Source organism: Chryseotalea sp., assembly GCF_057350905.1.
In genome coordinates, this window is sequence record NZ_JBMRCF010000012.1 from 151,443 (window position 1) to 177,806 (window position 26,364).

At 40.8% G+C, this 26,364-nt stretch carries 15 protein-coding genes; 7 read left to right on the top strand and 8 right to left on the bottom strand.

Translation table 11 applies throughout. The features are described 5' to 3' along the window. Nucleotides 1-56 precede the first annotated feature (56 nt). Nucleotides 57-1,430 carry a methyltransferase RsmF C-terminal domain-like protein gene (locus ACO1XM_RS16050; protein ID WP_486230811.1) on the bottom strand — a complete coding sequence of 458 codons (1,374 nt, stop codon included), beginning with the start codon at nt 1,428-1,430 and terminating at the stop codon, nt 57-59. A 350-nt stretch (nt 1,431-1,780) separates the two neighbouring features. Here ACO1XM_RS16050 and fahA point away from each other — a divergent pair, with 350 nt between their 5' ends. The 3 genes from fahA to ACO1XM_RS16065 all read left to right on the top strand — a co-directional run bounded on the left by fahA (nt 1,781) and on the right by ACO1XM_RS16065 (nt 5,261). Beyond that, entirely contained in the window at nt 1,781-3,046 is a 1,266-nt protein-coding gene (gene fahA / locus ACO1XM_RS16055) for a fumarylacetoacetase (protein ID WP_486230813.1), read from the top strand. 58 nt (nt 3,047-3,104) lie between these two features. After that, complete coding sequence (locus tag ACO1XM_RS16060; protein WP_486230815.1) at nt 3,105-3,929, top strand: flavin reductase family protein; 825 nt, start codon at nt 3,105-3,107, stop codon at nt 3,927-3,929. Nucleotides 3,930-4,085: 156 nt separating this feature from the next. After that, nucleotides 4,086-5,261, top strand: coding sequence for a fasciclin domain-containing protein (locus tag ACO1XM_RS16065; RefSeq protein WP_486230817.1), 1,176 nt, complete (start codon nt 4,086-4,088; stop codon nt 5,259-5,261). A gap of 106 nt (nt 5,262-5,367) precedes the next feature. On the opposite strand, the gene ACO1XM_RS16070 is transcribed toward ACO1XM_RS16065, so the two are convergent. From ACO1XM_RS16070 to gldC, 3 genes are all read right to left on the bottom strand, one after another. Beyond that, the gene (locus tag ACO1XM_RS16070) at nt 5,368-6,564 is read right to left on the bottom strand and encodes an alpha/beta hydrolase family protein (RefSeq protein ID WP_486230819.1); all 1,197 of its coding nucleotides are present in this window, start codon (nt 6,562-6,564) and stop codon (nt 5,368-5,370) included. Between the two features lie 167 nt (nt 6,565-6,731). Beyond that, complete coding sequence (locus ACO1XM_RS16075; RefSeq protein ID WP_486230821.1) at nt 6,732-9,815, bottom strand: carboxypeptidase-like regulatory domain-containing protein; 3,084 nt, start codon at nt 9,813-9,815, stop codon at nt 6,732-6,734. A gap of 234 nt (nt 9,816-10,049) precedes the next feature. After that, on the bottom strand, nt 10,050-10,388 hold the full coding sequence (gene gldC / locus ACO1XM_RS16080; RefSeq protein ID WP_486230823.1) for a gliding motility protein GldC: 339 nt from the start codon (nt 10,386-10,388) through the stop codon (nt 10,050-10,052). A gap of 380 nt (nt 10,389-10,768) precedes the next feature. Between gldC and ACO1XM_RS16085 the strand changes: the two genes are divergently transcribed. Further along, nucleotides 10,769-11,452 carry an SIR2 family NAD-dependent protein deacylase gene (locus ACO1XM_RS16085; RefSeq protein WP_486230825.1) on the top strand — a complete coding sequence of 228 codons (684 nt, stop codon included), beginning with the start codon at nt 10,769-10,771 and terminating at the stop codon, nt 11,450-11,452. Between the two features lie 121 nt (nt 11,453-11,573). Further along, nucleotides 11,574-12,338, top strand: a complete 765-nt coding sequence (locus ACO1XM_RS16090; RefSeq protein ID WP_486230827.1) for a type III pantothenate kinase — start codon at nt 11,574-11,576, stop codon at nt 12,336-12,338. 76 nt (nt 12,339-12,414) lie between these two features. Here the strand turns inward: ACO1XM_RS16090 and ACO1XM_RS16095 are convergent, their stop codons facing one another. Further along, nucleotides 12,415-13,011: a TlpA family protein disulfide reductase gene (locus tag ACO1XM_RS16095; protein ID WP_486230829.1), complete on the bottom strand. Its 597-nt coding sequence runs from the start codon at nt 13,009-13,011 to the stop codon at nt 12,415-12,417. A gap of 66 nt (nt 13,012-13,077) precedes the next feature. Between ACO1XM_RS16095 and ACO1XM_RS16100 the strand changes: the two genes are divergently transcribed. Continuing rightward, the gene (locus ACO1XM_RS16100) at nt 13,078-14,853 is read left to right on the top strand and encodes a hypothetical protein (protein ID WP_486230831.1); all 1,776 of its coding nucleotides are present in this window, start codon (nt 13,078-13,080) and stop codon (nt 14,851-14,853) included. 40 nt (nt 14,854-14,893) lie between these two features. Here ACO1XM_RS16100 and ACO1XM_RS16105 read toward each other — a convergent pair whose 3' ends face one another. Both ACO1XM_RS16105 and ACO1XM_RS16110 read right to left on the bottom strand, forming a co-directional pair. Next, the gene (locus ACO1XM_RS16105; RefSeq protein WP_246011927.1) at nt 14,894-15,343 is read right to left on the bottom strand and encodes a DUF7832 domain-containing protein; all 450 of its coding nucleotides are present in this window, start codon (nt 15,341-15,343) and stop codon (nt 14,894-14,896) included. A 50-nt stretch (nt 15,344-15,393) separates the two neighbouring features. Continuing rightward, nucleotides 15,394-16,635: a nucleoside recognition domain-containing protein gene (locus tag ACO1XM_RS16110; RefSeq protein ID WP_486230834.1), complete on the bottom strand. Its 1,242-nt coding sequence runs from the start codon at nt 16,633-16,635 to the stop codon at nt 15,394-15,396. Nucleotides 16,636-16,801: 166 nt separating this feature from the next. Between ACO1XM_RS16110 and ACO1XM_RS16115 the strand changes: the two genes are divergently transcribed. After that, complete coding sequence (locus ACO1XM_RS16115; protein WP_486230836.1) at nt 16,802-25,660, top strand: LamG-like jellyroll fold domain-containing protein; 8,859 nt, start codon at nt 16,802-16,804, stop codon at nt 25,658-25,660. Here ACO1XM_RS16115 and ACO1XM_RS16120 read toward each other — a convergent pair. After that, on the bottom strand, nt 25,657-26,364 hold the full coding sequence (locus tag ACO1XM_RS16120; protein ID WP_486230838.1) for a 16S rRNA (uracil(1498)-N(3))-methyltransferase: 708 nt from the start codon (nt 26,362-26,364) through the stop codon (nt 25,657-25,659). The two genes, ACO1XM_RS16115 and ACO1XM_RS16120, sit on opposite strands and share 4 nt — an antisense overlap.

Below are 26,364 nucleotides of genomic sequence, written 5' to 3' on the forward strand. Positions count from 1 at the left end.
AACAAGGATAGAATGCAATCCACTGTTTACGGGTTGGTTAAGTGGCCGTGCAACTTTTAGTTGCCGGCCATTCTTATTCTCCAGTCGGCCGGATAGAGATTGTTAAGTCTGTTATCCAGTACATTGGCCCAGCCAAGCGTAAAATCTTCATATTGAATTAAAGAAAATCCCTTGGTGAGTCCTTCTTGCCAAAATACGTCCTTGCGTAGAAAAGTAATTGCTTCTTCATAACTGACTGGTACATGAGGAAAATTTTCCTTGTTTAGTTGAATGCTCATAGCCAGCGCATGATCAGGAATAAGTTTCTCGTGTTTAAGTGTTCCCATGGTTGTGCCTGCTGAAACTGTTTTCAGGTTTGAGCAAACAAAAGCAATGGCCTCTTCCTGTTCTGTTGGAATGGCCAATAAAAATTCCCTGAACTGTGTGAGTTTTACTTCATTGCTATTAAGCCATTGTTGGTAACGCCCTGCTGTACTAGGTATTTTAGTAAAAACAGTTTTTACGCCACGCATACGGCCACTGGCCTGTGTTTCTTTTTTTTGAAGTATAGCAATATAAAACCCCTCTCCCTTTACCTTATCAGGAAAGCACTGGTAACCGTAATCCAATGGTTGCACGCCCCAGTTTGCATCGATGTTGAGTGGTAATACTTCGGCATTTAATTCTTGCGCGAAACGCGCTATGTTTTTATTATTTTCTTCCGGATTATACGTGCAGGTGCAATAAATTAAAATACCATTTTCCTTTAGCGCAGGCCACACATCATGTACAATACGCTGCTGGCGCATAGTGCAAAGCTTGGCATTATCGACTGACCACTCTTTCATGGCTTCTGCATCTTTTCGAAAGAGGCCTTCACCAGAACAAGGTGCATCCACAACCATTACATCAAAAAAACCTTTCAGTTTTTGGAAATCCTCAGGGTCGTTATTGGTAACAACAACATTAGCATGACCCCACTTGGTAATGTTCTCCGCTAAAATTGTTGCGCGGCTGCGAATGACTTCATTGCTTACCAATAGACTGTTAGTTGAAAGTAAACTGAGCAGATGTGTAGACTTACCTCCGGGTGCAGCACATAGGTCCAGTGCGCGTATTCCTTCAGCAGAATTTACATGCTGTAGAATAGCTTGTTCTAACAACATAGAACTAGCCTCTTGCACATAATAAGCACCGGCATGAAAGGCAGGATCTAGCGTGAAGCTAGGACGCTCACTTAAATAAAAACCATGCTTTGTCCAGGCCACCGCTTGAATGTTTTGTAAAGCCTGTTGCTTTAGTAGAGTAGTATAGTCTTTAGTTTTCGCAGGATTCAAGCGTATGCTTACGGGGGAAGGCTCTCCATGCACGGCTGAAAATGCCTGCCAGTCATGGCCGCGTTGTGCGCGAAGCCTTTCTTCAAATTCATGCGGAAACAAAAATCGTTGCATGCTGCAAAGCTAAACTACTATTTAGATTGCGCCTATTATAAGTATTTAGAAATATACCTTAACCTCAGATTTCGTAATGCTTGGCAAAAAAGAAAAAAGCTCTCTGCGAACCTTGACGTTCTTTGCGGTTGTAGAACTAGTTAACCGCGGAGCGCGCAGAGGGTCGCAAAGAAAGAATATCTCTGCGAACCTTTGCGACATTTGCGGTTATTACTTTAACTAATGTAAGGGTTTGCAAAGAGATAGCGAATGTCTTTGCGAATCTCTGCGTCCTTTGTGGTTATTGATTGTGTTTAAACTCAAGGTTAATTCAATCTGCACAAATGCACAATAAGCATTAACTTGCCCTCATGATTGACGCAAACCATCCTTCGCTTAAAAGCTGGGTAGAAGTACCGAAAGGCTCTGACTTCCCAATACAAAATCTTCCCTTTGGTATTTTTAAAACCAAATATTTATCAGCCGTAGCCGGTGTGGCTATAGGCAACCATGTACTGGACCTGGTTTATCTGCATGAAAATGGTTACCTCGATGGCTTAGGCCTGCCCTCTGGCATTTTTAATCAAAAATATTTGAATGATTTTTTTGCATTAGGCAGAAAAATGATTTCCGCTGTGCGTAACCGCGTTTCTGAATTGTTAAGACACGACAACGATGAATTAAATGCAGCAGTGCGTGAGATAGCGCTGATCCCTGTGAGTGAAGTACAGATGCTGATGCCAGTACGCATTGGTAACTATACCGATTTTTACAGCAGCGAAGAACATGCCACCAACGTAGGGTCTATGTTCCGCGATCCTAAGAATGCCCTATTACCCAACTGGAAGCACTTACCCGTTGGCTATCACGGTCGTGCATCCTCTATAGTTATATCAGGTACTAACCTGCACAGACCAAAGGGTCAGGTTAAACCAATAGATGCTGAGTTGCCTGTGTTTTCACCTTCAAAAAAGGTTGACTTTGAATTAGAGGTCGCCTTCATTACTTGTACCGAAACGAAGTTAGGCTCATCAATTTCTACTAAGCAAGCTGAAGAACATATAGCAGGCTTAGTCTTGTTTAATGATTGGTCTGCACGCGATATTCAGCAATGGGAGTACGTACCACTGGGTCCTTTTCTGGCCAAGAATTTTGGTTCGACCATGTCCCCATGGGTTGTTACCCTGGATGCATTGGAACCCTTTCGAGTGAAAGGCCCGGATCAGCTTCCGCAGGTATTACCGTATTTGTCATATGAAGGTGCACGCAATTTTGATATTCAGTTAGATGTGTACTTGCAAACAGATAAATCGGAACCCACAACCATCAGCAGATCTAATTTTAAATACATGTATTGGAATATGTGCCAACAGCTAGCGCACCACACGATTAATGGTTGCAACATTCAGGTTGGTGATCTATATGCTTCGGGCACCATCAGCGGACCCTCACCGGGTTCGTATGGCTCTATGTTAGAGTTGACCTGGAATGGACAAAAACCATTGCAGATGCCAGATGGAAGTGAGCGCAAGTTTATTGAAGATGGAGATACAGTATTAATCAAGGGTTTTGCAGAGAAAGACGGAGTACGCATTGGCTTCGGAGAATGTAAAGGAAAGATACTTCTAGCACGGTAAATCCAAAATTCAAAGAATCCAAATTCAATATTGAGTTTGAAATTTGAAATCTGAAATTATGATAATCGATCCTAAAGAAGTTACCGTAGGTAAAATGCACAGCTACCTGCTGGGTGCTATTGCTCCACGGCCAATCGCTTTTGCCAGTACTATAGATAAAGAAGGAAATGTAAACCTGAGTCCTTTTAGTTTTTTTAACTGCTTTGGTGCCAATCCGCCCATCATTATTTTTTCTCCAGCCAGAAGAGGAAGAGACAATACAACCAAGCATACCTACGAAAATGTATTGGAAGTGCCGGAAGTGGTAATTAATATTGGTAATTACGATTTGGTGCAGCAGATGTCGCTGGCGAGCACTGAGTATAAAAAAGGTGTCAATGAATTTATAAAAGCAGGCTTAACATCCGTTGCCTCAACAAAGGTTAAACCTCCCAGGGTAGGAGAGGCACCGGTTTCTTTTGAGTGCAAAGTACTTCAGGTAATTCCGACCGGATTAAATGGCGGTGCTGGTAATCTCGTCATCTGCGAAGTTATACTGGCACATGTTAAAGATGAAATACTGGATGCTGAGGGAAGGATTGATCCTTTTAAGTTAGATGCAGTTGCCCGCATGGGTGGCGATTGGTATTGCCGGGCTAATGGTAAGGCTTTATTTACCGTACCGAAACCACTTGAGAAAATCGGCATCGGTATAGATCAGCTCCCTGAAGCTATCAGAAAGAGCACCGTGCTAACAGGCAATGACCTGGCGATGCTGGCAAATATTGAACAATTGCCTGAAGGTGCCGAATTGGGTGATTATTCAAGGGAGAGCCAAATGAAGGCAAAAGAATACCTAAAAGACTCAAAAATTGAGGAGGCTTGGTCTGCCTTGCTTTCCTAACTCATGCATTTGGGCAAACAATATCATTCGTTTGTTCCCCAAAACGACCGAAAACGTTGGAAATGCCTTTTTTTAAAGAATTTTTACTCGGTATGCAGATCAAAAGCGGTTTAATTTTGTTAAACTTGTCATCAATAAACTAACCAATTGAGAAACATGAAACTGTTTTTGAACTTTAAAAAATTCACCCTGCTGGTGGCGGTGGTGTTTTTTGCATCGATCGCTATGACTTCTTGTGATGATGATGATCCTGATGGGCCAGTAACCTTTGATGGTACTATTGCAGAATTACTTAACGAAGATGAGTACAAGCAAGCTGTTAATGGTGATCCTTTAAAGTCTTTCGACTCTTTATACAAGTATTTATCCGTGTATCCTGATTTAGTAGCTGTTGCTTCTGGTACAACAAATATTACTTTGTTTGCGCCTAATAACACAGCCTTTGTTAATTTATTGGCTACACCTGGTTTCCCTGCTAAAATAACGCAGATTAGCCCAAGTGTTATTAAAGGTGTTTTGGCTTACCACGTTGTGGCAGGTACAGCATTAATGAAAGCAGATTTAACGCCAACAGGTACAGGAGCTGGTATCAATACAGCTTTCACTCAGCCTGATAATTGCAATCCATCAGCTGCGGGTACTGTGCAGGTTATTAAAGTGAATAATGATGGTACTTTATTAACAGGTTCAACAAACAATGCAATTGACATTACCACACCTGATTTGGTTGCTGATAATGGCGTTGTTCATATTGTAGAATCAGTAATGATTCCCCCATCAGTAGGTGCGAGTTTAACACCAATTTTGGGTAAACTTTCAGGAACGGTTCTTTTGGGTAGTGATTTCAGTTACTTAGCAGCAGCGATTACTTATGCTGACTGTGCAGCTGGCTTAACACTTGAAACAAAGCTTGCCTCCATTCTTTCTGGCCCTGGCCCTTATACTGCCTTTTTACCGGTTAATGCTTACTTCACAACACCGGCTGCACAAGGTGGTGCAGGCTACACAAGCACATCGCAGCTAATTGCCGCTTTAGGAACACAAGCCCAAGCAAGAGCTACCATACTTAATCACGTGATTACGTCTGGCTCATTTAATACAACTGCTTTAGCAACGGGTGGTAACAGAATGGCAGCAAGTCAAGTAACATTAAGTTTTACTCCAGGAAACTTCCCTGGCACAACAACACCAACCATTTTTGTTAAAGATGTTGATTGTGCAAATGGCGCTCCAGTAGCATCAGCAAACATTGCCAACAGCAATGGTACTGCACACGCTATCTTTGGTTTAATACCAAATTGCCCTGCTCCAGTTACAAGAGGTGGCAACTAATTGACTACTTAATTGCAATAAAAAAAGGCTTCGGAATCCGAAGCCTTTTTTATTGCTGTGCTCTCGTCCTGAAATAAGTTGTCACGTGAGCAATCCTTTAAAAAATTTATCTTAACTGCAGAAGCCTGGGCACAAAATCTTCTGCATAAGGGAAGAAGCCCGTGTAGTGTGTGACACCTTCGAGTGTAAAGAACTGAACAGTATTTGTACTCGCGCCATTTTGTATATACTGCGCATAACTTGTAACAGAGTTTTGGTAAGGTACAGTAACATCAGCACTTCCATGGTACATAAATACAGGGATAGTTGGTGTAAAATCGACAAGACTGTTTTCATTAAAAGCATCAACGATATAGCTATACTTAGGATCAGAGTCGATATTCTCCAATAAATCGTTATTGACTAAGCCCAGAATGGAGGTGGTTAATTGTTGATTGATAGCACTGCCTGATTTAGAACCATCAAATAAACCCGGTACTTGAGTAGCATAAGGTTCATTGAAGAAATTGCTCAAAGGCTGTGTCCAGTCAAATGCAGTTTGATAAGCATACGCTACATAAGGAATGAAGAAAGGTTCGTCATAGGTTTCAAGGCTGAAAAAATATTCCTGCACACCTTTAATATCGTAACCTCCAGCCGCAGGAAAAGAGGCGATAAGTTCATATCCCGGGAAACCATTTTCCTCTATTGCCTTATGTGTTGCCATGGTTGCATAACCACCCTGGGAATAACCCGCTAGAAAAAGTTTTTGATTAAACTTTACGTTTTTCTGAGAGGCCAATTCTTTCCCTGCACGGATATTATCCAGTATGGCTGAGGCCGTGAGGTCTTCAACATAGTAGGGATGCATCAATTCTGCGGAGGCCCCAAAGCCAATGAAATCAGGAATCACAGCGATAAAACCAGGAGATGCTAATGCTGCATACAGAATTAATTCGCTGCTGTTGAGGGCAAGGGCCGTAGGCGCCTGATTGTGTGCAGCAATAGTGCCATGTTGAAAACTAAGTAAACCTACAGGGCTGTTTGTTTTGGGTAAAATAACCAGGCCTGAGGCAGTAATATCATCTCCTTTATAGGGTGTAGTGTAGGTGACTTTATAAATTTCCACATCATATATCAACTCACTTAAGGGTAGATCTATCCCTGCCACGCTAATAAAGGTTTGTAATTCACTGGCTGATCGTGTTAAAAATAAACTTGAGCTGACTAATACTTTCTTTTCTGAGACCTCTTCCTCCTGACACGATACTACCAAAACGAGAAGGGTAAATAGCAAACTGACTTTGAGCAATTGTTTTTTCATAATGTTGGGGCTTAGTTTTAAAAAAAGAAAGCTGTACCAAAGACATTTCATATTCTAATCCTACCCGGATAAGCATCCTCAAAAGTCTTATCTATTGAGAATCACAGTGTATATCTGTGTAAATGAAATGATTCTGATACAGCCTTCCTGCTTTGTTTAATTAGTTTTTATCGGAATAACTCATCGAATGTTAATGAAACATAATAAAGTGCTCCAATGTTCGGACCACCTAAGCTTTGAATGTACTTTTGGTTCATAATATTGGATCCGCCCACTTTTAACATTGATTTAAGGCCGGTAAGTTTGTAAGAAATCTGGGCATCCACTGTTGAATAGGAGGGCACCATGCCATTGGCGGGCACCGTAAAGGATGATTGCCATTCAAACTCATCTTGCCAGCGGTAAGAAACATTGAAACCCAGCTTATCAGTCACCTTACGGTTACCAAAGGATAAATTAAATTTATGTTCCGGTGTATTGAATTCTGAAAAGAATTGACTGGGTGTATCGTTGATTACATTCCAGCTGTAGTTACCACTGATGCTATAACCTTTTAAAAGATTATACTGAAGCCCTAATACTGCTCCTTGCGAGCTGATCTGTCCATCATAGTTTGAATAAATCTGGGATGTATTTCCATCAATACCAAATGGTGTAACATTATGTGCCGAACCATTTAATAATGTTGCGTAATTAGGCGTGCCAGGTGCTGCAACATTACTAAAGGTGAATTGATCGCCTGCGCGGTCGATAGCACCTGCTCCATTATCTGAATAAATTGCATTATTGGTAAACTCATTTGCTGTTACTACTCGAATTTGTGTAATAAAATCAGTATACAAATTATAGTAGTATGTCATATCTATCATAAAGTTGGTACCCAACACACCTTTATATCCAAACTCTATATTCTGTACATTTTCTGGTTTTACAGGATTGAAATCAGTGTAAGGAACTAACAGACTTAAAGCTGAGGCGGCATTGGGGTTACCCACCCTAAATACTTCATCGCGGTAAGCCTGAACAGATTCACCAGTATAAGCTAGCGGTTGTCCGTTTACTGTTGATTGTCTTACAAGATCATACTTGTTTACATACCCAGGAAGACCACCACCTAATCTAGCAGAGATAATATTCAAATCAATGAACTGACCTTGCGTTGTTGGAATACGGAAACCAGTCTGGTATGAAACCCGCACAACATTATTTTCATTGAGCTTCGTTAAAAAAGAAATACGCGGATTTAAACGGCCCTTGAAATTTTCATTCTTATCGTAACGTGCGGATCCACTAATTTTAAATTTACGATCGCCTAACCACTTACCAGCTTGTACATAAGCACCATATTCCTTAATAGTAATACCGTCTACGTCATCGAAAATAGTACCGTTGGAGTTAAGGTCATACATTCTGAAGCTTGCACCCGCCTGTAATTCCATAAAGTCAATTTCATTTTTGAAATCGTACTGGCCTTCTGCGTGATACATTTTTGTTTTGTCATTGAAAAAGGGCCCTTTAGGTACTACGCCATTTTCTGCTGTTTTTCTTGCCCGGTTAAAATCAGCTCTGCCAGCTTCAGTCGACAAATCATAGATGAATTCGGAGTTGACAACACCACGGGCAAAATTATGGGCTCCCTGTTGGGTTGCAATTCTTAAGGCATCGTCCGCTATATAATCCGGATCATTGGGATTCATGGCACCTGGCTGAAATCCGTTATTGTAGAGGTAACGTAAATATTCAGTACCGTAAGTGGCCAGAAAACCTGACACATCCTGGAAGAGTGGATTAGCTGCTTTTACTGATTCATCAATAACTCGCTTGGCCAAAAATTCTGTTATATAAGAATCACCTGAATTTTCAAAGGTTCCGTAAGCTCTTACATAAAAGTTATCGCCTCTCAATTGAAGCCTGTGTTGTTGAATACTGAAATTCTTTAATGAATAACGTTGTGCACCCGTGTAGATACTGGTTCCAAAACCGGCATTCCATAAGTAGCTTAATTCAACCTTATCATTTAAGCGATAGTATAAACCTATATTGCCTTTATAATTTTTAGCATTGTAATCAATCAGGTCTACTTCTCTGTAAGGTGTTACAGAAACAACCTGGTTGGGTAAGTCACCGGCATCTGCATAACTCTTTGCAGTAACTCCAGGCTCAAAGATGTTGTTGTAAATTGAGTTGCTGGTAGAAGCAAAGGTATTCCATGAAGAACTGAATCTGAAAATCGATAAATTGATAGAAGCTTCATCGCCCATATAATGTAGTCGATCTGAGCCGGGGTTAACATCCCATTGTCCTGCCGTTCCGAAGCCTGGAGTTCGGGCCACTTCTCTATCTACAGCACTGGTTCCTTGCCAATCTTGCGCCTGCATAGCTGCCAGGTTAACTTTAAAAGCAAACTTGTTATTATAGGCTTTTGCATAGCGAATAGCACCTTCCCATACAGGGCTTGGGCCACCTGCGTAATCAGCATCGGAGCCAACATGGTTAACACCCATCTTAGCAAAAGCGCTTAAGCCCTGGTATTCAAAGGCATTTTTACTGTTAACCAACAGAATACCGTTGAAGGCATTTGGTCCGTACAGTGCTGAAGAAGCACCTGGTATTAATTCAAGACTTTCCACATCTAATTCAGAGGGTCCATTTAAATTACCTATTGGAAAATTAAGAGCGGGTGCTTGTGTATCCATACCATCTGTTAACTGAACAAATCGTGTGTTACCGGTAGAACCAAAACCACGGGTGTTTATAATCTGAAAATTGATACTGCTTGTAGCTACATCAACCCCCTTAAGATTACCAAGGGCTTTGTAGTAATTATCGGCTGGCGTATTCTGCACAGCCAATACATCCATTTTTTCAATAGCCACGGGAGACTCTAATATGCTTTCTTCAAAACGGGATGCTGAGATTACTACCTCCTGACCCAGCAAAGTTTGTTCTTCCAGCTTAATTTCCAGCCCTGTTGTATTGGCATTTTTTATTTCAATTTCCTGGGTTTTAAAACCGATGAATGAAAATGAAAGGGTGATAGGGGGGGCATCGTTTACTTTTAAAGTAAAGTCGCCAGTAGCGTTGGTGATAGTACCCACCACGCGGCCTTTTACAATAACGTTAACACCGGCCAGTTCCATGCCGCTGCCACCGTCTTTAACTTTACCTGAAATTGTTGTTTGGGCTAACAACGTTCCACTGCAGACTAGCAGTAGGAGTAAAAAGAATGGTCGAAGGTATAAAGTCTTCATACAGTTTAGTTTATCAGTTTCTAAGGTAAGGAAATTAGTATAGAAACCGCAACCGATTTCAGGATTTTGAAATCATAAAATGATGATAGGTTTTATGCCTTCACTATGACAAAAAATGCCACCATGGAAGTGATGGTTATTGTTTAGGGAATGAAAGCACCAATCACTGATATTTTTGATTTTTGGATTAATCAAAAAGGGAAGAATACATACTTTAGGCCTTTTCAGGATTGACTAGCCTTTTTTGGCCTCTTCTTCTAAATGCTTCACCAATCGTTCACAAAGGGCATTCATTTCGGCACTCATGGTCTCATCTCCGGTAGCACTCAAGACACTTTGTGCCAAACCACCGATACAGTCAACATAAAAGCGCTTCATCTCATTCACAGGCATGTCTTTACTCCAAAGATCGATGCGGAGTGTGTTTTTCTGCTTGTGATCCCACAAGGCAACACTGATTGATTTGGTTTCACTCAAACCGGCTTCGGGTTTATCAGTGGCATCCCACATGATTTTTTCGGGTACATTATTATTATCAAGCTCTATGTTAAAATTGATAGTAGTTTTTCGCATGGATTTAATTCAAAATTTCAGGTCTAAAATTCAACACTCAATATTAACAGATAAGCGCCAATTTTGGGTTTGAAATGTTGAATTTACAATATATTTGTAGCAAGTCCACTCGGGTTTGGGACACGTTTGCTGAACCTAACAATTTAAACAATACCGAGCGAAGCTAGCAGACAAAATCAGGCCTCATCCACGCCTTGGCGTGGTCCTCGCCCAAAAAGCAGGTTAACAGAAGAAGATTGCGGCTGTAGGCAGCTCAAAACTTGTCTTTTCTGGGGTTCAGAAACACCTCACCAAACTGAGTGGATTTTTTTAATCACGCTGTAATCAAAATCTTACAGGCACCTGGAGAATTCAACTCCTGACGATATCCTTGAGCAGTTATGAAAAAATTAGTTGTACTAACCGGTGCAGGTATCAGTGCTGAAAGCGGTATTCCTACTTTTCGTGCGAGTGATGGTTTGTGGGAGAATCATCGGATTGAAGATGTAGCAACCCCTGAAGCATGGCTACGAAATCAGGCATTGGTGCTCGATTTTTATAATCAGCGCAGAAAAAAGGCGCTGGAGGTAAAACCCAATCGCGGTCACCTGATACTGGCGGAGTTGGAGGCAGATTTCGATGTAACCATTGTTACGCAAAATGTAGATAACCTGCATGAGATGGCAGGATCTACAAAGGTTATTCATCTGCATGGTTCATTGTTTGAAGCCAGAAGCTCAGTGGATGAAACACTTATTTATCCAATTAAGGGAGCCGAATTAAATGTTGGTGAAAAATGCAGTAAAGGCTCTCAGCTTCGCCCTAACATAGTTTGGTTTGGTGAAGCTGTACCGATGATGGAGATTGCCATACAATATGCCGCAGCGGCTGATGTGTTTATCGTGGCGGGTACTTCATTGCAGGTGTATCCAGCGGCAAGCTTAATCAGGTATGTTCCCTATGAAGCAAGTAAATTTATGGTGGACCCAAAGCTGCCAGCACTGCCCGCCATTCCATATTTGCAAAGTTTTGAAGAAGCAGCAAGCACAGGCCTGGCCAAAGTTAAAGCAATTTTGATGAGTTGATTGGTTAATGAGTTGATGTGCCAAATCGTTGATGTGTTAATCAATATCAAGCTTCTATCTTCTAACTTCTGTATTCTGCCTTCTTCATTCCTTCGTCTGCAATTATTCTGTATTTTGCCTCATGATTTTTGTGCTAGACATAGGTAACTCCGACATCACGGCAGGTCTTTGGTATGATGCAAGCTGGAAGCAAGTATGGCGCTTACCAACCGATACAAGTTTACCTCAAAGTTTTTACACTACAAGATTACGCGATTCATTTCTAGAGTTTGGTTTTAAGACGGATCATTTGGAGGCCGTGGTGATCAGTAGTGTGGTGCCTGAAATAACAGAGCGTGTTCGGCAAGCCGCGCAGCAGTTGACGGAGCGAGAACCTGTTGTATTGAGTGCAGCGCTCTATCAAAAGTTGCCTATTGGTATTTTAAACCCTAATCAAATCGGGTCGGACCTCGTATCAAATGCCTTGGCAGCCTTTGAGCTCTTTAAGAGTAATTGTGTAGTGGTTGATTTTGGCACAGCACTAACTTTTACAACAGTGTCTGCAAAAGGCGAGATATTAGGTGTCTCTATTGTACCCGGTTTAAAAACAGCCATTAAAGCATTAACTCAAAATACGGCACAACTTTTTGAAGTGCCCTTACTCGTTCCGGAATCTGTATTAGGGAAAGATACGACTCATGCGATACAGGCAGGAGTGCTGCATGGTTACGAAGGACTAGTACGAACCATGTTGCAAAAAATAAAAACGGAGTTGAAAGATCCGAAGCTAAAGATCGTGGCAACAGGAGGCTTGTCCTCTATCTTGCCTGCCCTTAAAGACGAGTTTACCATCATTAATCGTGAGCTTACCTTGGATGGACTCAGGCTGGTCTTGAAATATGCTTAGTATGAATGGCATCACGGATACTGTCCTGCACCTAAACCGTTCAATGTTTATAGGTAGAATTACTCAAGATTATGCGCTACTCCTCAAGTAGTTCTTGTAAAAAATTTCTGAACTTTTTGGTATCGTAATTAGCCGTACCAACATTTTTATAAACGATTTCGCCTTTCTTATTAATCACAAAAGTAGTGGGAATTGAAGGCACTTGTAACACTTCAGGCAACTGATTTGGGAATGGACTTTGCAACAGGTATACAGGAAAAGTAAAACCTTTGGTATTGACATAATTGTTGACCTTATGTGCATCATTTTTTCTGTCGATGGACAGCATGACAAAAGCCAGGTCTTCCTGCGCTATGCCCTTGTAAAGCGACTCGATGGCGGGCATTTCTGCACGACATGGTCCGCACCAGGTGGCCCACAGGTTTAAAAAAATAACCTTGCCCTTTAATTGTTCCATAGGAAAGGATTCCCCGGTAAAGGTTTGTACGGTAAAATCATAAGAGAAATTTTCGCGGGTTACTTGCCTTTCAGCAGAGGCATTCAAGATGCCTGTTTGCAGTAAAATTTTTTGTGCATAGGCGGTGGTACTACTCAATAAGCCTGATAAATGCAGTATCAAGATCGCCAAAACAGGAATTGAAATTGACTTGAACAAGGCTATAACTTTCTTCATTGGCACGATAGATGTTTAACTTTTACAGTAATTCTATTTAATTTCGCTCTATTAACAACAATGATAATGACTTTAGTTCGCTTTTTATTAGTGGCTGTTCTGGTCGGCACCAGTTTTCTGGCAACTGCCCAAAAGGTAAAGTATAAAGACATTTACGTTTGGTTAGCAAATAAGCAGTACGATGAAGCTGAACCTTTTCTGAAGCGTTACCTTAAGGAGAATGACGACAATCCCAATGCCGTTTTATACATGGGCTTGATCTATGAGCATAAATCGCTTAAAAACGATATTTTGAAAGAAGGTGCTATGTCCATAGCAAACATGGATTCCGCCAGTCAATTACTGGATCAGGCATTCAAATTAATAACAGAGAAGGAACTAAGAAAAAACGATGAGTACTACGAGACTTTTAAACGCAGGGACCTGCGCACCGGTGAATACGGAGTAAAAATTAGTGACATTCAGTTTTTTATTGAGAAGCGACTGCAAGAATTGAGAGAGCGGAAAGACAAAATTAAACTGGTTAATTTTTACTTTGCCTTGACCGACTCTACCTATAAAAGATCACAAAGACATTATCAGGCTTTACACAATAAATACCAGAGTAAAAAGAGCATGCTTTTGCGTGCCGATAATGCCACATTGGAACAACTCGGCCAGTTAAGCAGCACCTTCGATTCATGCCAGAAAGCTTTTGATATTTTTAAATCAAATGTACAGGCTTTGGGTAAGACAAATTATAATTACCAATTAGCACTCAATGAAATTAGAGACTTAAGCAAAGATGGAAATAATAAGGTTGATTTTTTAAACGATCAGGTTCAACTTTGGCACTTCAAAAAGTTTGCTGATGAATCTATTAAAGTTATTCGTGATGAAATAACACCATTGAAAGATCATCTTGTATCGGCAGATATTGATATTAATAAGTTACGGGAAAAGTTATTAAAGGACTCTGTTTCAGTGCGTGCCGAGATGGAGAAACTTAGTGCCAAGCTGCTTCATCAAAGACTTACTACCTATGACGATAAGCCCTTGCCAGCCTTACTTTTTAATCTGAAGATAGCCGAAATAAATTATCGTTCGGATTTGGCAGCGCATTTTTTGCTAAGAGACAGTGCGAATATTCCATTAAAACTAAACATAGCGAAAAGTGAATTCAAGTCCATAAAGCTACTGGATAGTCTGGCTAAAGCATTGCCCGTTTCACTGATTGATGAAAAGGCAGAGGATTATGATTACTTTATAAAGAACACCTACAATCAGGCCAGTGTGCTGAAGAGTTATGTTCGCGGTTTGCAGGAGTTTGCTGAACGTGAAATGGCTTTGAAAGATTTTGAAGTAAAATTCAGAACTAAAGGAATTGATTGGCTCGTAGTGGGAGGGGATTCAGTTTCACTACAATTGAACCCAGGCCTGGAAAGGCCATACCAGCCTTTGGCGATTATTTCTGAAAAGTACACGGCAGGTCTGTATTTTAAAGACTCTGTAGCAGTAGAAGGCTATTTGTATGGGATTACACTTTCACGCAGACCAGATCTAGCCATTAAGTTTCCTGTTGATGTCGGTTACAAGCACAAAACCTTGTTGCAATCAAAAGCCTTTATCATTCATGATGCAGGTGAGCAAATATTTTTTGTCATCATGTATAATGAAAATAAAATAAAGGAGAAGCTTTCAGTTACTGTTGCTAAAATCTACCGATCAGACGGACTTGCATGGAGTAATCATTTTAAAGTAGACATGATCCCCGCATCAGCAACTTTTATTAATGGTGAATTAATTGTAACCGGAATTGACGATAAAAAGTGGGTGCTGGATAAGAATGGTAAAATGAAGTAGCATTGTATTGAATACAGCCAGGAAGAATAAAAAAACCGGCTTACTGGCCGGTTAATTTTTTCCAATCTTGAAAACGCAAATCAATTCTGTTTTTGATTCTGTCATAGTTCTCCCAACTATCAGTTACATGATAAATAGAAGGCAAGCCCTTAACTAAAATCTCATCATAATCATTTCTGTAAAGTCCACCACCGTAATAGTAGTAAGTAAACATATTACCCTGTCGGCTAAAGAGCTCGAATCCAAGATAGCCATCCCAGATTTCACTTAAGATTGTGCAAGAAATCTCTTTTCTTTTAAAACGGAAAATCTGAATAGCCGCTTCTTCTTCAAAGTATTCTGAGTATAAATCGTTTTCAATGATCCATCCTAAGTACATACCAATATGAACATACGCTTGTTCAATGGGTAGTGAATCAGGGAAATTACCAAGAAAGTGAGTCTTGGCATTGTCGTAAATAGTTTTTTGGATTTCAGCCTTCTTTTCCATAATCAATGTTAGGGTTATCTCGCCAAGAATGCAAACGATGTACTGATTTTTTATGCTGTGGGGTAGAAAAACAAGTAGGCAATAAAAATGGCAGCGATTGCACCGGCAACATCTGCGATCAAACCACCAGTTAGTGCATAACGCGTTTTTCTTACTTGTACTGAACCAAAGTAAACTGCCAATACATAGAACGTTGTCTCTGAACAACCCCTGAAAATGCTGGCTAGATTTCCCGCGAAGGAATCGGGGCCTAATGCTTTTGATATATCCATCATCATGGCCCTGGAGCCTTGACCGCTTAATGGTTTTAAAATGGCAACGGGTAGTGCATCTACAAAGGCAGTATTAACATGAAAAGCTGTTGTGAAAATCCAGGCTATTCCTTGTGTAAGATAATCAATAGCGCCTGATGCCCTGAACAAACCAATGCCCACAAGCATAGCAATCAGATAAGGAATAATTTTTATAGAGGTTTCAAATCCTTCCTTAGCACCCTCGACAAATGTCTCAAACAAGGGGAGCTTCTTACTGAAGCCAAGCAGCAAAAAAAAGACTATAATGCTCAGGATTGCAAGGCTACTGATCAATGAAGATTGGACCTGTAAAGCTTCAGGGCTGAGGGAAGCAAAGTACATGACCATAAGTAAAATCAGTGTGCTAATGCCAAGGACGTAACCAATCATCACAAGATCCCATTTCAGCTTTTGCTTGAATGATAAATAGATTAACCCAACAAGGGTAGAGCAGAAAGTAGCGATAAGTGTTGGTATAAAAATGCTGGTAGGATTTACGGAGCCAAGCGTTGCCCTGTCAGCAATAATAGTAATGGGTATTAATGTTAATCCTGAGGCATTCAATACCATAAAAGTTATCTGAGCATTTGAGGCTGTATCTTTTTCGGTATTGAGTTCCTGCAATTCCTTCATTGCTTTTAAACCCAGGGGCGTTGCGGCATTGTCAAGCCCCAGCATATTAGCACTGAAATTCATGATAATAGAGCCATTGGCGGGGTGATCTTTGGGTACTTCAGGAAACAAACGTTGAAAGAAGGGGCCTATAACTTTTGATAAAATGGCCACAATACCGCCTTTGTCTGCAATTTTCATTAGTCCTAACCACAGCGACATGATGCCAGTAAGGTAAAGGGAGATTTCAAAGCCTGTTTTAGCTGAGGAAAAAGTAGAGTTCATAAGGGCTGGAAAAACCGCCATATCCTGAAAGAAAATGAGTTTAACCAGCGCCACAACAAAGGCGATTAGAAAGAAAGCAAGCCAGATGTAGTTTAGGGCCATAGGATTGACTGAATTGTGTTTAAAGGTTACAATTCCAGTGGCTAAAGTATGGATTTGGATTGTAGTCTTAAAGCTTGAAGTATAGGGTTTCCAACTGGATCGAAATTTGGATTCTTTATGTAACTTTGGAGAGCTTTAATTTAGTCCCCCCTCAAAAACAACGCGTATGCCCACTTTCTTACGATTAAGTTGCCTATTGGCAATGTTGCTGTCTTTAACTCAGAATAGTTATTCCCAAACTGGTCCTGGAGGTGTGGGGAATGCCACTGGAGCAAGTAGTCAACCTCAAAATGTACTTTGGCTAAAATCAGATGCAGGTATAAGTACCAGTGCTGGCCTAGTTGATGGCTGGTCTGATCAATCAGGTAACAATAACCACGCTACAGCCACCGGAGGCACCAGACCCTCCTATACAGCTAGTAATGTTGATTTTAATAACCTGCCTTCGATAAACTTCCTTAATACAGCCAACTCCAATTTCTTTTTGCGAGTTGCTGATAATGATAATCTGGATAATACAGATCAATTGACCGTTTTTGTGGTGTTGCGGCCTACATCCAATGTGCCTAATACAACGTTGGGTCTATTGTCAAAAAGGACAGCTAATAATACTGATCAGTCTTATTATTTCTCGCTTACGACTAACCCTCGGTATCAAGTAGTAGTGGGTACTGCAGCTGCATCAAATTTGAATGGGACTAATAATACAGCCCTAACCCAGAACGATATTATTGCATTTGTGATGAATGCAGGAACTAAAAATGGCTACAGAGATGGTGGCGCGACTGGAACTGTTACAGGAGATAATTTGATAGCAAATAATACATCAGACCTTTTTATTGGTACCTACGATGCTGCTACAAACACAGGATTAGAAGGATCAATTGTAGAAGTAATAATTTATCGCACAGCTTTAAATGCTGCACAACGCCAGATTGTTGAAAACTATTTGTCAGCCAAATACAACACTGCGTTAAGTGCCGGTGATATTTATACAGGCGATGTAGCGGGTGGATCAACATTAAATCATGATTTTGATGTTGTAGGTATAGGCCAGGTATCAGGAGCGCAACATTTACTGGCGAACTCAAAAGGTTTGATTGTGAGCCCTTCTGCCGGAACCATTAATAACAATGGCGAGTCTCTTTTGATTGGTCACAACGGACTCGCCAATTCAGCCGTAACTACAAACCTTGGAACGGGTGGCGTTGTGCAGCGATGGAATCGCACCTGGTATTTTGACGAAAGCGGAGCTTTCGATGCAACGATAACTTTTGATTTTAGTGAGGGTATCAATGGAGACTTTCCGCAGAATAAAGACAACTATGTTTTATTGAGAAGAAATACAGGTACTGGTAATTATGATGTTGTTGCTATCAGCAATGCAAACAAGTCAATTTCAGGCGATCAACTCACCTTTGTTGTTCCGGATGGGAGTTTAACAGATGGTGTTTATACATTAGGAACATTAAATCTTACCAACAGCCCTGTTAATGGTTTAACTAACAAAACTTGGTACAGTTATCAAACAGGAAATTGGGAAGATCATCAGTCATGGACTTTAGATGGTGGATTGTTTCCCCTTTATGTTAATCCTGGCAGCAACATACCTGGCCCTAGCGATAATGTAGTTATCGGATCGGGTAAGACAATAATCATTAATGCAAATAATGTACTGATCAGTAGTTTACAATTGGTAGGTACACTAGATATTGGTATTACCACAGGACATAACTTCATTGATATAGGTGGTGAAGGACGTTTAAAGATGTCGGGTGCAAATGACAACTTTCCTGCTGGGGATATTACAGATTTTGCAGATCAGGTAGTAGGTGGAACTGTTGAGATTGGTGGTACGGGAATGATTTTAAATCAGCTAAGGACTTTCAATAACCTTGAAGTAAATCTGACAGGAAGTACCAATGTCGTTAACCTTCAAACTGACATTACACTTAATGGCAACTTTAGAATTACAAGTGGTCTCTTCACTTTTAATAACGATGTAACAGTCGCCAATAGAATCATGACTGTGTTTGGCGATGTTGAAATATCATCAACAGGAGGTATTCGTGTAGGAACAGGAAACAATGGTAGCACCAGACATGAGTTTAATTTATACGGTGATTTTAGTAATGATGGGGGTACTGCTTACTTTACCAACAGAACTTCCGCAACGCATGGCAGCGAAGCGAATAACGGTATTGTTGATTTTAACACATTAAGTGCCACGCAAGATCAGGAAATTGAATGTAATGGTGTTACCAGATTTTATAGGATAGAGATCAGCAAAGGAACTAACGATTCTTACAAGACAATACTCAGCGCCAACAGTGTAGCAAATTTTAACTTATTTGGTTTTGCTAACGAAGATCATGGTTCTGTTGCCCAATTAACAACGAATGCGAATGCACTGGGCTTGATTTATGGTACCGTTGAGTTAAAAGAGAATGTCACCATCCCGGTGCTGAGTACAGCATCTAATTACAATATTTCAGAGGGTGCCCAGATTTGGGTTAATGGAGGTACCTTAAATAAAAATAGTGGTAACTCCCTTGTGCCTTACGGTAAAGTCAGAGTAAGTGATGGTATCCTTACCGCTAATGTTGTTGCAGGAATTACTACCCGTGATGATGGCGCCATCATTGTAGAGGGGGGTACAGTAACGACCAATCAAATCAGAACCTCAGTTGAGGGGCCAACCAATATTGGTTCATATATTCAATCGGGAGGTACTGTTACCGTTAACGGAGATGGTCCAGGTGGTACAGGTTTAGATTATTATGTATTTAGCTTAAGCTACCCCGGTAATGTGTTCAACATGAGCGGAGGAGATTTAATCGTAAAAGGAACAAGGGGTGGAACAGATGGAACACGCGGAGCGATCTTTATCAATAGTGATCCATCAAATATTTCAGTAACAGGTGGACGTGTTATTTTTGAGATTAGCAATGCCAATACTTATAAAGTTACCTCTAGGGCACCTTTTTGGAATGTTTTGATGCGCAGAACCGCAGGTGCTGCTACAGTAGTGGAATTAAATCTGGGAGAAACTGGTACAGGTGCAAGTTTAACTTCACTAGCAATACAACCATTGGTAGTGCTCAACGATCTGACGATTGAGAGCCCTGTGAATTTTACGACTAACAATGCCAATGTTACCGTTGGTGGTAATATTGACCTTAATAACGGATCTACCTATACACACGGAACAAATACAACGACCATCACTGGCGAGGGGGTTAGTTCCCTTATCTTCGGTAATACCGCTGCAACACAGACATTTAATAATCTTACAATAAATAAGGAAAATGTAACGGATGAGGTTGTGGTTGCCACGGGTAATGCCACAGCATTACGTGTAAATGGTACTCTGACAATAAGCAATGGCTTATTCAACTATAATTCATTTATTGTCTCTACAAGAGGTGCTGTAACTATTGCCAGTGGCCTTACCGTTGGGAAGAGCACCAGCACCGGTCGTTTGTTATTTGATGGTACGGTAGCCCAAACACTAAATTCATCAGGTGTTACTATTTATAACCTTCAATTAAACAATACAGGTGCAAGCCCGCAAGTAACATTGGCTAATGGAGATCTTACCATTTTAGGTACGCTTACCATGACGAGCGGGGTGTTTAGTATTGGCGTTAATAAATTATCATTAAACACTTCAACTTCTGTTTTAGCAGGAAGTCCATTCAGTGCAACAAAAATGATTCAGACTTCAGGATTAAGTTCAGATGGCGGACTTGAGTTATATGTTGGTGGTAATGGAGCCATAGACTATCCGTTAGGGGTTGCCGGTAAATATGCACCTGCCAGACCGCAATTCCAGTCTTTCAGTGATAATGGTCTGGTTCGTATTGTGCCTGTTGATGCTGTACTGCAGACTACTGCCGGAGCTCAAAGCATTTTATCTTTTTATTGGAAAGTGAGTTATTCAAATTTCACAACGCTGCCAACAGTGTCATATCAATTTCGTTATGATCAGGCAGATGTTGATGCCAATGAGAACCAATATGTGGCTGGTAAAGTTACAGACTTTCCGCCCTATGACAGAATTGAAGATCCCAATACCGGTGGGGTGGATAATGTTGATGAAGGTAATAACTTGATTGTTTTCAATGGTACAACAAATGGATTAACTTTCCCTGGCGCAGGCTTTACTTTGGAGGCGGCTAACTATACTGCAGCACGCACCAGCAGGTTTAATGGTGTGCTTGACACTTATTATAGTGTGGCTTCGGGTGACTGGAACACAGGATCAACCTGGTCAAGAAATGCTACTTCGGGTGGCCCACCGAATGTTCCTACAGCAGGAAGTATTGTAGTGATTCAGTCCAGTGGTGGAAATGGTCACAGAATTAATGTTTTAACAGGCACTATATCTGTTGCAGCCGTTCAATTTGATGCCACTGGTGTGGTAAATCCTAATCCGGAAACTGTACCTCGTTTACAATTTTACGCTGCGGGTACAAATGCCCTTGGTTTTGTAACAGGAGCAGGGATGATTTCTTTTGATGCACCTGATGCGCCCGTAGTAACAGGTGATTTTAATGATTTTGGTACAAATCCAAATTCTTATTATCTCTATTTTGGAGGTAATGCAACGTTGACGACCATACCAACGCCTATTCCTAACCTGATGTTTGAGAGTGCCATCTATACGGTCAATCAGAACATTACAGTTAACTCAGATCTTATTGTTCAGGGTGATGGAGTTGTTCGTCCAATACAGACGGTTGCGATTAAAAGAGATCTTATTTTAGGTTATTGGTTGGGTGGAACTTTCCAATTGCCAGGTGCGGCACCAGCTATTACAGTGACTATAGATAGAAACATAGACTACACACAGGATCCTTTCACTAACCCAAGCAATCGAGCTGTAAATGTTAATAATCCTGGTGTTGCTACCGTAGAGAATACAATTATTGTTAAAGGAAATATAATCCAGGGCGCAAGTAACAACAGCGTGCTGGATTTATACAATGGTGCTGCTGACAGACCTTTGGCAAATCTTGAATTCCAGGGATCTGGAAATCATGGTTATACCAGAAGTTCAACTTCAGTTCCTGATTTGAATCGCATTGTTTGTAACAAAGGCAGTGACATAACTTCAGGGTTTTCAATTAATGGTTCAGTTGTACTTAATGCGCCAAGCAATACAGCGATAAAACCAATTACGCTAACCAATGGACTGTTAAGTCTTAACAATACTGGGAGCTATGTGTTAACTTCTGGCGGTGGAGATTTTAATATCCCTGGAACTGCCGGACTTGACGTAAATGGCAGCACTGTATCAATTACATCGACCAGCACAAATGCCAATATTATTTTAGATGGTTTGTTGAGAGTAACAACAGGTACCGTAACCCTTGATGCTGGTGTAGGATTTGCAAACTATATTGAATATTCAAATTCTGGCAATGCCGTTATTGAGGTATTGGGAGGATCACTTACCGTTGGTGGACAAGTGAGAAGAGGACTTTCAAGCACTACAGGCATATTAAAATATACACAGAGTGGTGGTGCGGTTACTATAGGAAACAGAGGCGCAGCGACTACAACACGTGGCGTTTTCGAAGTGTTGAATACGGGTAGTGAATTTCACCATACAGGGGGTACATTTACACTTGTTAATGGAATTAACAGTACCACTGTTCCATCGTTGTGGTTAGAGCCAGCAACTCACACTATTAGTACAAATTCACTGATAACCATTGGCAGTGCCAATACGCTTGCGGGCACCACTGCTCAAAACATAGGAATTAAGTCATCAGTACCCCTTTATAATTTAACCATAGCCGGATCGAATAGTCCCGTTGCTAAAATTTACACATTACCACTTACTGTATCAAACGATTTGATTATTAGTTCTTCCACTACACTGAACGCACAGGGTATTAATCTGACTATTGGAAGGAATTTTACAGTTGATGGTTCTTATGTAAATGGAAATAACCTGACCACTTTTACGAATACAGGAGCAGCGGCTGTTTCCGGAGCGACTTCAGCACTTTCGTTTTATAACCTGACCAAATCAGGAGCAGGTACCCTTACCATAAGCAAAGATATTACCATCAATAGAGATTTAATTTTGTCAGCCGGTAGCATTAATACAGGTACCTCATTGATAAATTTGAGAAGACACGCTACGATAGATGGTAGTCTTACATCTACTAGTGGGCAAGGCCTTATCTTCAACGGATCATCACAACAGCTCTTACAACGATCAGCTTCAGGTACAGGTACCTTGGGTATTGTCACTGTGAGTAATTCTTCAGGTGTTCTTATTCCCGATGGTAATGGTTATAACTTCACCATTACAGCAGGGTTGAGGTTGGAGCGTGGTGTTTTAGATATTGGAGGAAGTTTATTATTACTGACTCAGAATGCTTTTATTACACCAGTAAATCCTTTCTCTGTTACAAACATGATACAGACGAACAGTTCTTTTACTGACTTCGGTGTAAGGAAACAATTTCCGGTAAACTATACTACAAACTTTACTTTCCCTGTTGGTCAGTTAAGTTATACACCCGTTACTTTTGATTTCAGCAGTCCTTCAAATACAACAGGCTCAAGTGGCACACCAACAATAACTGTAAGACCTGCTAATGAGCGGCATCCAAGTATTATCAATGATGCCGAGGCGCCAGATCCTGAAATAGATGATTTGCAAAATGCCTTGCAATATCATTGGATCATTAATGCTGATAATGTTGCCAGTACATTCAGGTCTTCTATGATTTGCTATTACCAACAATCATTAGTTTCGGTGACAGTACCCCAAACAGAAGCAGGATACATTGCTGCTCGTATACTTTCTGATGCAAACCCTTCACTGTTGATTAATAAATTTAGTACTGTCGAAGTTGATGAAAGTCTGAATACAGTTACGTTTGCATTTTCTGGAGTAACGGATGCAGGTATTTCGGGAGATTATTTTGCTGGAATTGATTTAGCTATTCCAAATAATGTACCTATCTATACTACAAATGGATCTGGTAGTTATACAAGTGCCATTTATACTCCGGCAGTACCGGGTGGAGGCGCCCCTGTTGGTGCAGCGGTTATCGTTAGACCTGGAGATGAATTGATATTGTCATCTAACGGAGCAAGCTTCTATTCTACCCAAATTAATGGAACGGTCACTGTCAATAGTGGAACAATCGGCCATAGATTAGGATACGTAACGGGAACAGGTGATCTTAGAATTAATAGTAACACGGCATCAATAGCTATGCCTGCTGCGGTTTATGACGACTTTTTCTCTTGTGCAGGAGGAGGATTGACTTTTGGAGGAACAGGTAGTTATGAAATTTTAGGTGGGATTACGAATTTACGTAACCTTACTATTGAAGGAGGAATAAGGTCAATGGCCAATAACGATCTAAATGTTTGTAATAATTTTGTAGTTAATTCAGGTTCATTTTTGAATAATACTAGTCGCATAATTGTTGTACAGAATGACCTATTAATTAATGGTGGGGTATTTGGTAATGTGCAAGGAACACTTACAATTGCTCGTGACATGATAACTGCTGGTTTATTTGATGGAGGTATTGGCGGAGTAAAATCTATTGGAAGAAATCTTTCCATCACTGGAGGAACTTTCATAGGTGGTGCTGGAGGCGGTAACAGAATTGTAATAACGGGAAATATGAGTGTAGCTGATGGTGCAACTTTTACTGGAGGAGCAGTTGCATCTGGTGGTATGAGATTCGTTTTTAATGGCACAAGTCAGCAGACACTGACAGGTAATTTTACCAATGCCTTAGGGAGAGCCATAAACAGGTTAGAAATAGATAACAGTGCTGCAGGATTGGTTATCTCTAACAATACTGATGTTGTGAGTCAATTGATTCTCACGAATGGAGTAATCACACCGCAGGCAACACTCACCATGCTTGGAAGCGCAACCGCAGTTCCTGCTGCAGGTTCGGCCAACTCTTACGTTTCTGGCAAATTATATAAGGTAATTACAACTGCAGGTTCCAGCTTTACTTTCCCTATAGGAAAGGGCGGAAGGTGGAGAAGCGGATCTGTAGTAGCAGTTTCAGCAGCGGGTGTAACCTGGGATATGGAGTATTTTACTGGTTCAGCGGTAGGTCAGGTGGCGGCAGCGCCTGCACCTAGAAGTAACCCGGTAAGTAATCTTACATCATCCGATCCACTCATATTAACAATGGCAACAGGTGAATTCTGGAAAGTGTCAGACGGTTCTGCCACTTCCAATGGACGCACAGCCAGGGTTGGACTAAGTTGGGGAGCTGAAAGCGATGTATCAGCCAACACGACTTTTCAACAGGCACTTACGGTGATGTCATGGAATGGGACCAACTGGACTAACAATGGTGGATCCAATTTTGTAACGGGTACCAATGGTACATTCCAGTCTTCAGCAACACTATCTTTCAGTGAGAATATTGTTACCCTCGGCTCTACTGAAGCAGCCAACCCGCTTCCTGTTGAGCTTACTGCATTTACAGGTAAGCATGAAAATGGTTTCAATAAAATCAGATGGTCTACTGCTTCGGAATTGAATAACGACTTTTTTGAATTGCAACGGTCCGACAACGGAGAAACGTTTACCACCATGGGTATCATTCAAGGGAAGGGTACAACTTCAGTACTCTCCAATTATGTATTTGATGATGAAGCACCACTATTGGGTAACAACTACTATCGTTTAAAGCAAGTTGATTTTAATGGCGCTATAGAATACTCACGTATCATCCTTGTTAAAAATGATGCTGAAGATGCTGTATTCAATATCAGTGTATTCCCGAATCCACTTGCTGAAGGTACTCAACTGAGCATACGCTCATTAAAAGATAATGCGTTGGAAGCTACAATATCTGTGAGGGATTTAACGGGCAAAGTAATTACATCGTATACGGTAGGTAGCGAGACTTTTGATGAAAGAGTAATTGATACCCATAACTGGTCAGGTGCAGGGATTTATATCGTTGAGATGACACAGGGTGATAAACGTGTATTCAGAAGGGTAGTAGTCGATTAATGACTTCTTACTTGTAAAGCATTTAACAAGCAGCAGGCAGTCATGCCTGCTGTTTCTGTTCTCAGGCGACTGTCACCAAGACTCACTTTGATAAAGCCCTGACTTAATGCTTTTTCTAATTCTTCTTTGGAGAAATCTCCTTCAGGGCCAATACAAATCAGATAGCTTTTCTCTTTACTTGCTTCGTGTATCAAGTGTTTGGGATTGCTATGATCGACATAAGCAATAAATTTTTGATCGGCCTTGCTGTTGTGTAATATTGATGTGAAATCACTTAAGGGGTTAATCACAGGCAGCGTAGCTTTTTGTGATTGCTTCATGGCACTGATGGCTACTTTCAACAAACGCTCTGTTTTAAGAAAGGATCTTTCGGAGTGATCACAATCAATTAACGTAATTTCATCAACACCAAGTTCTGTTACTTTTTCCACAAGCCATTCGAGGCGATCAGGATTTTTAGTGGGTGCTATGGCCAGGTGTATCCGAAATGACTTCTCGGGTTCTGCACGTTTTGCCTGGATCTCAAATTGACATTGCTGCGCATTTGCTTTTGTAATGATGCAATCATAAAAAAAGCCATTGCCGTCCGTCACAGCAATGACTTCTCCTTCGCGCTTACGTAATACCTTAACGCAATGCCTCGACTCATCTTCTGTTAGCCAGCAATGGTTTTCTGATAGATCTGGTTGGTAGAAGAGTTGCAC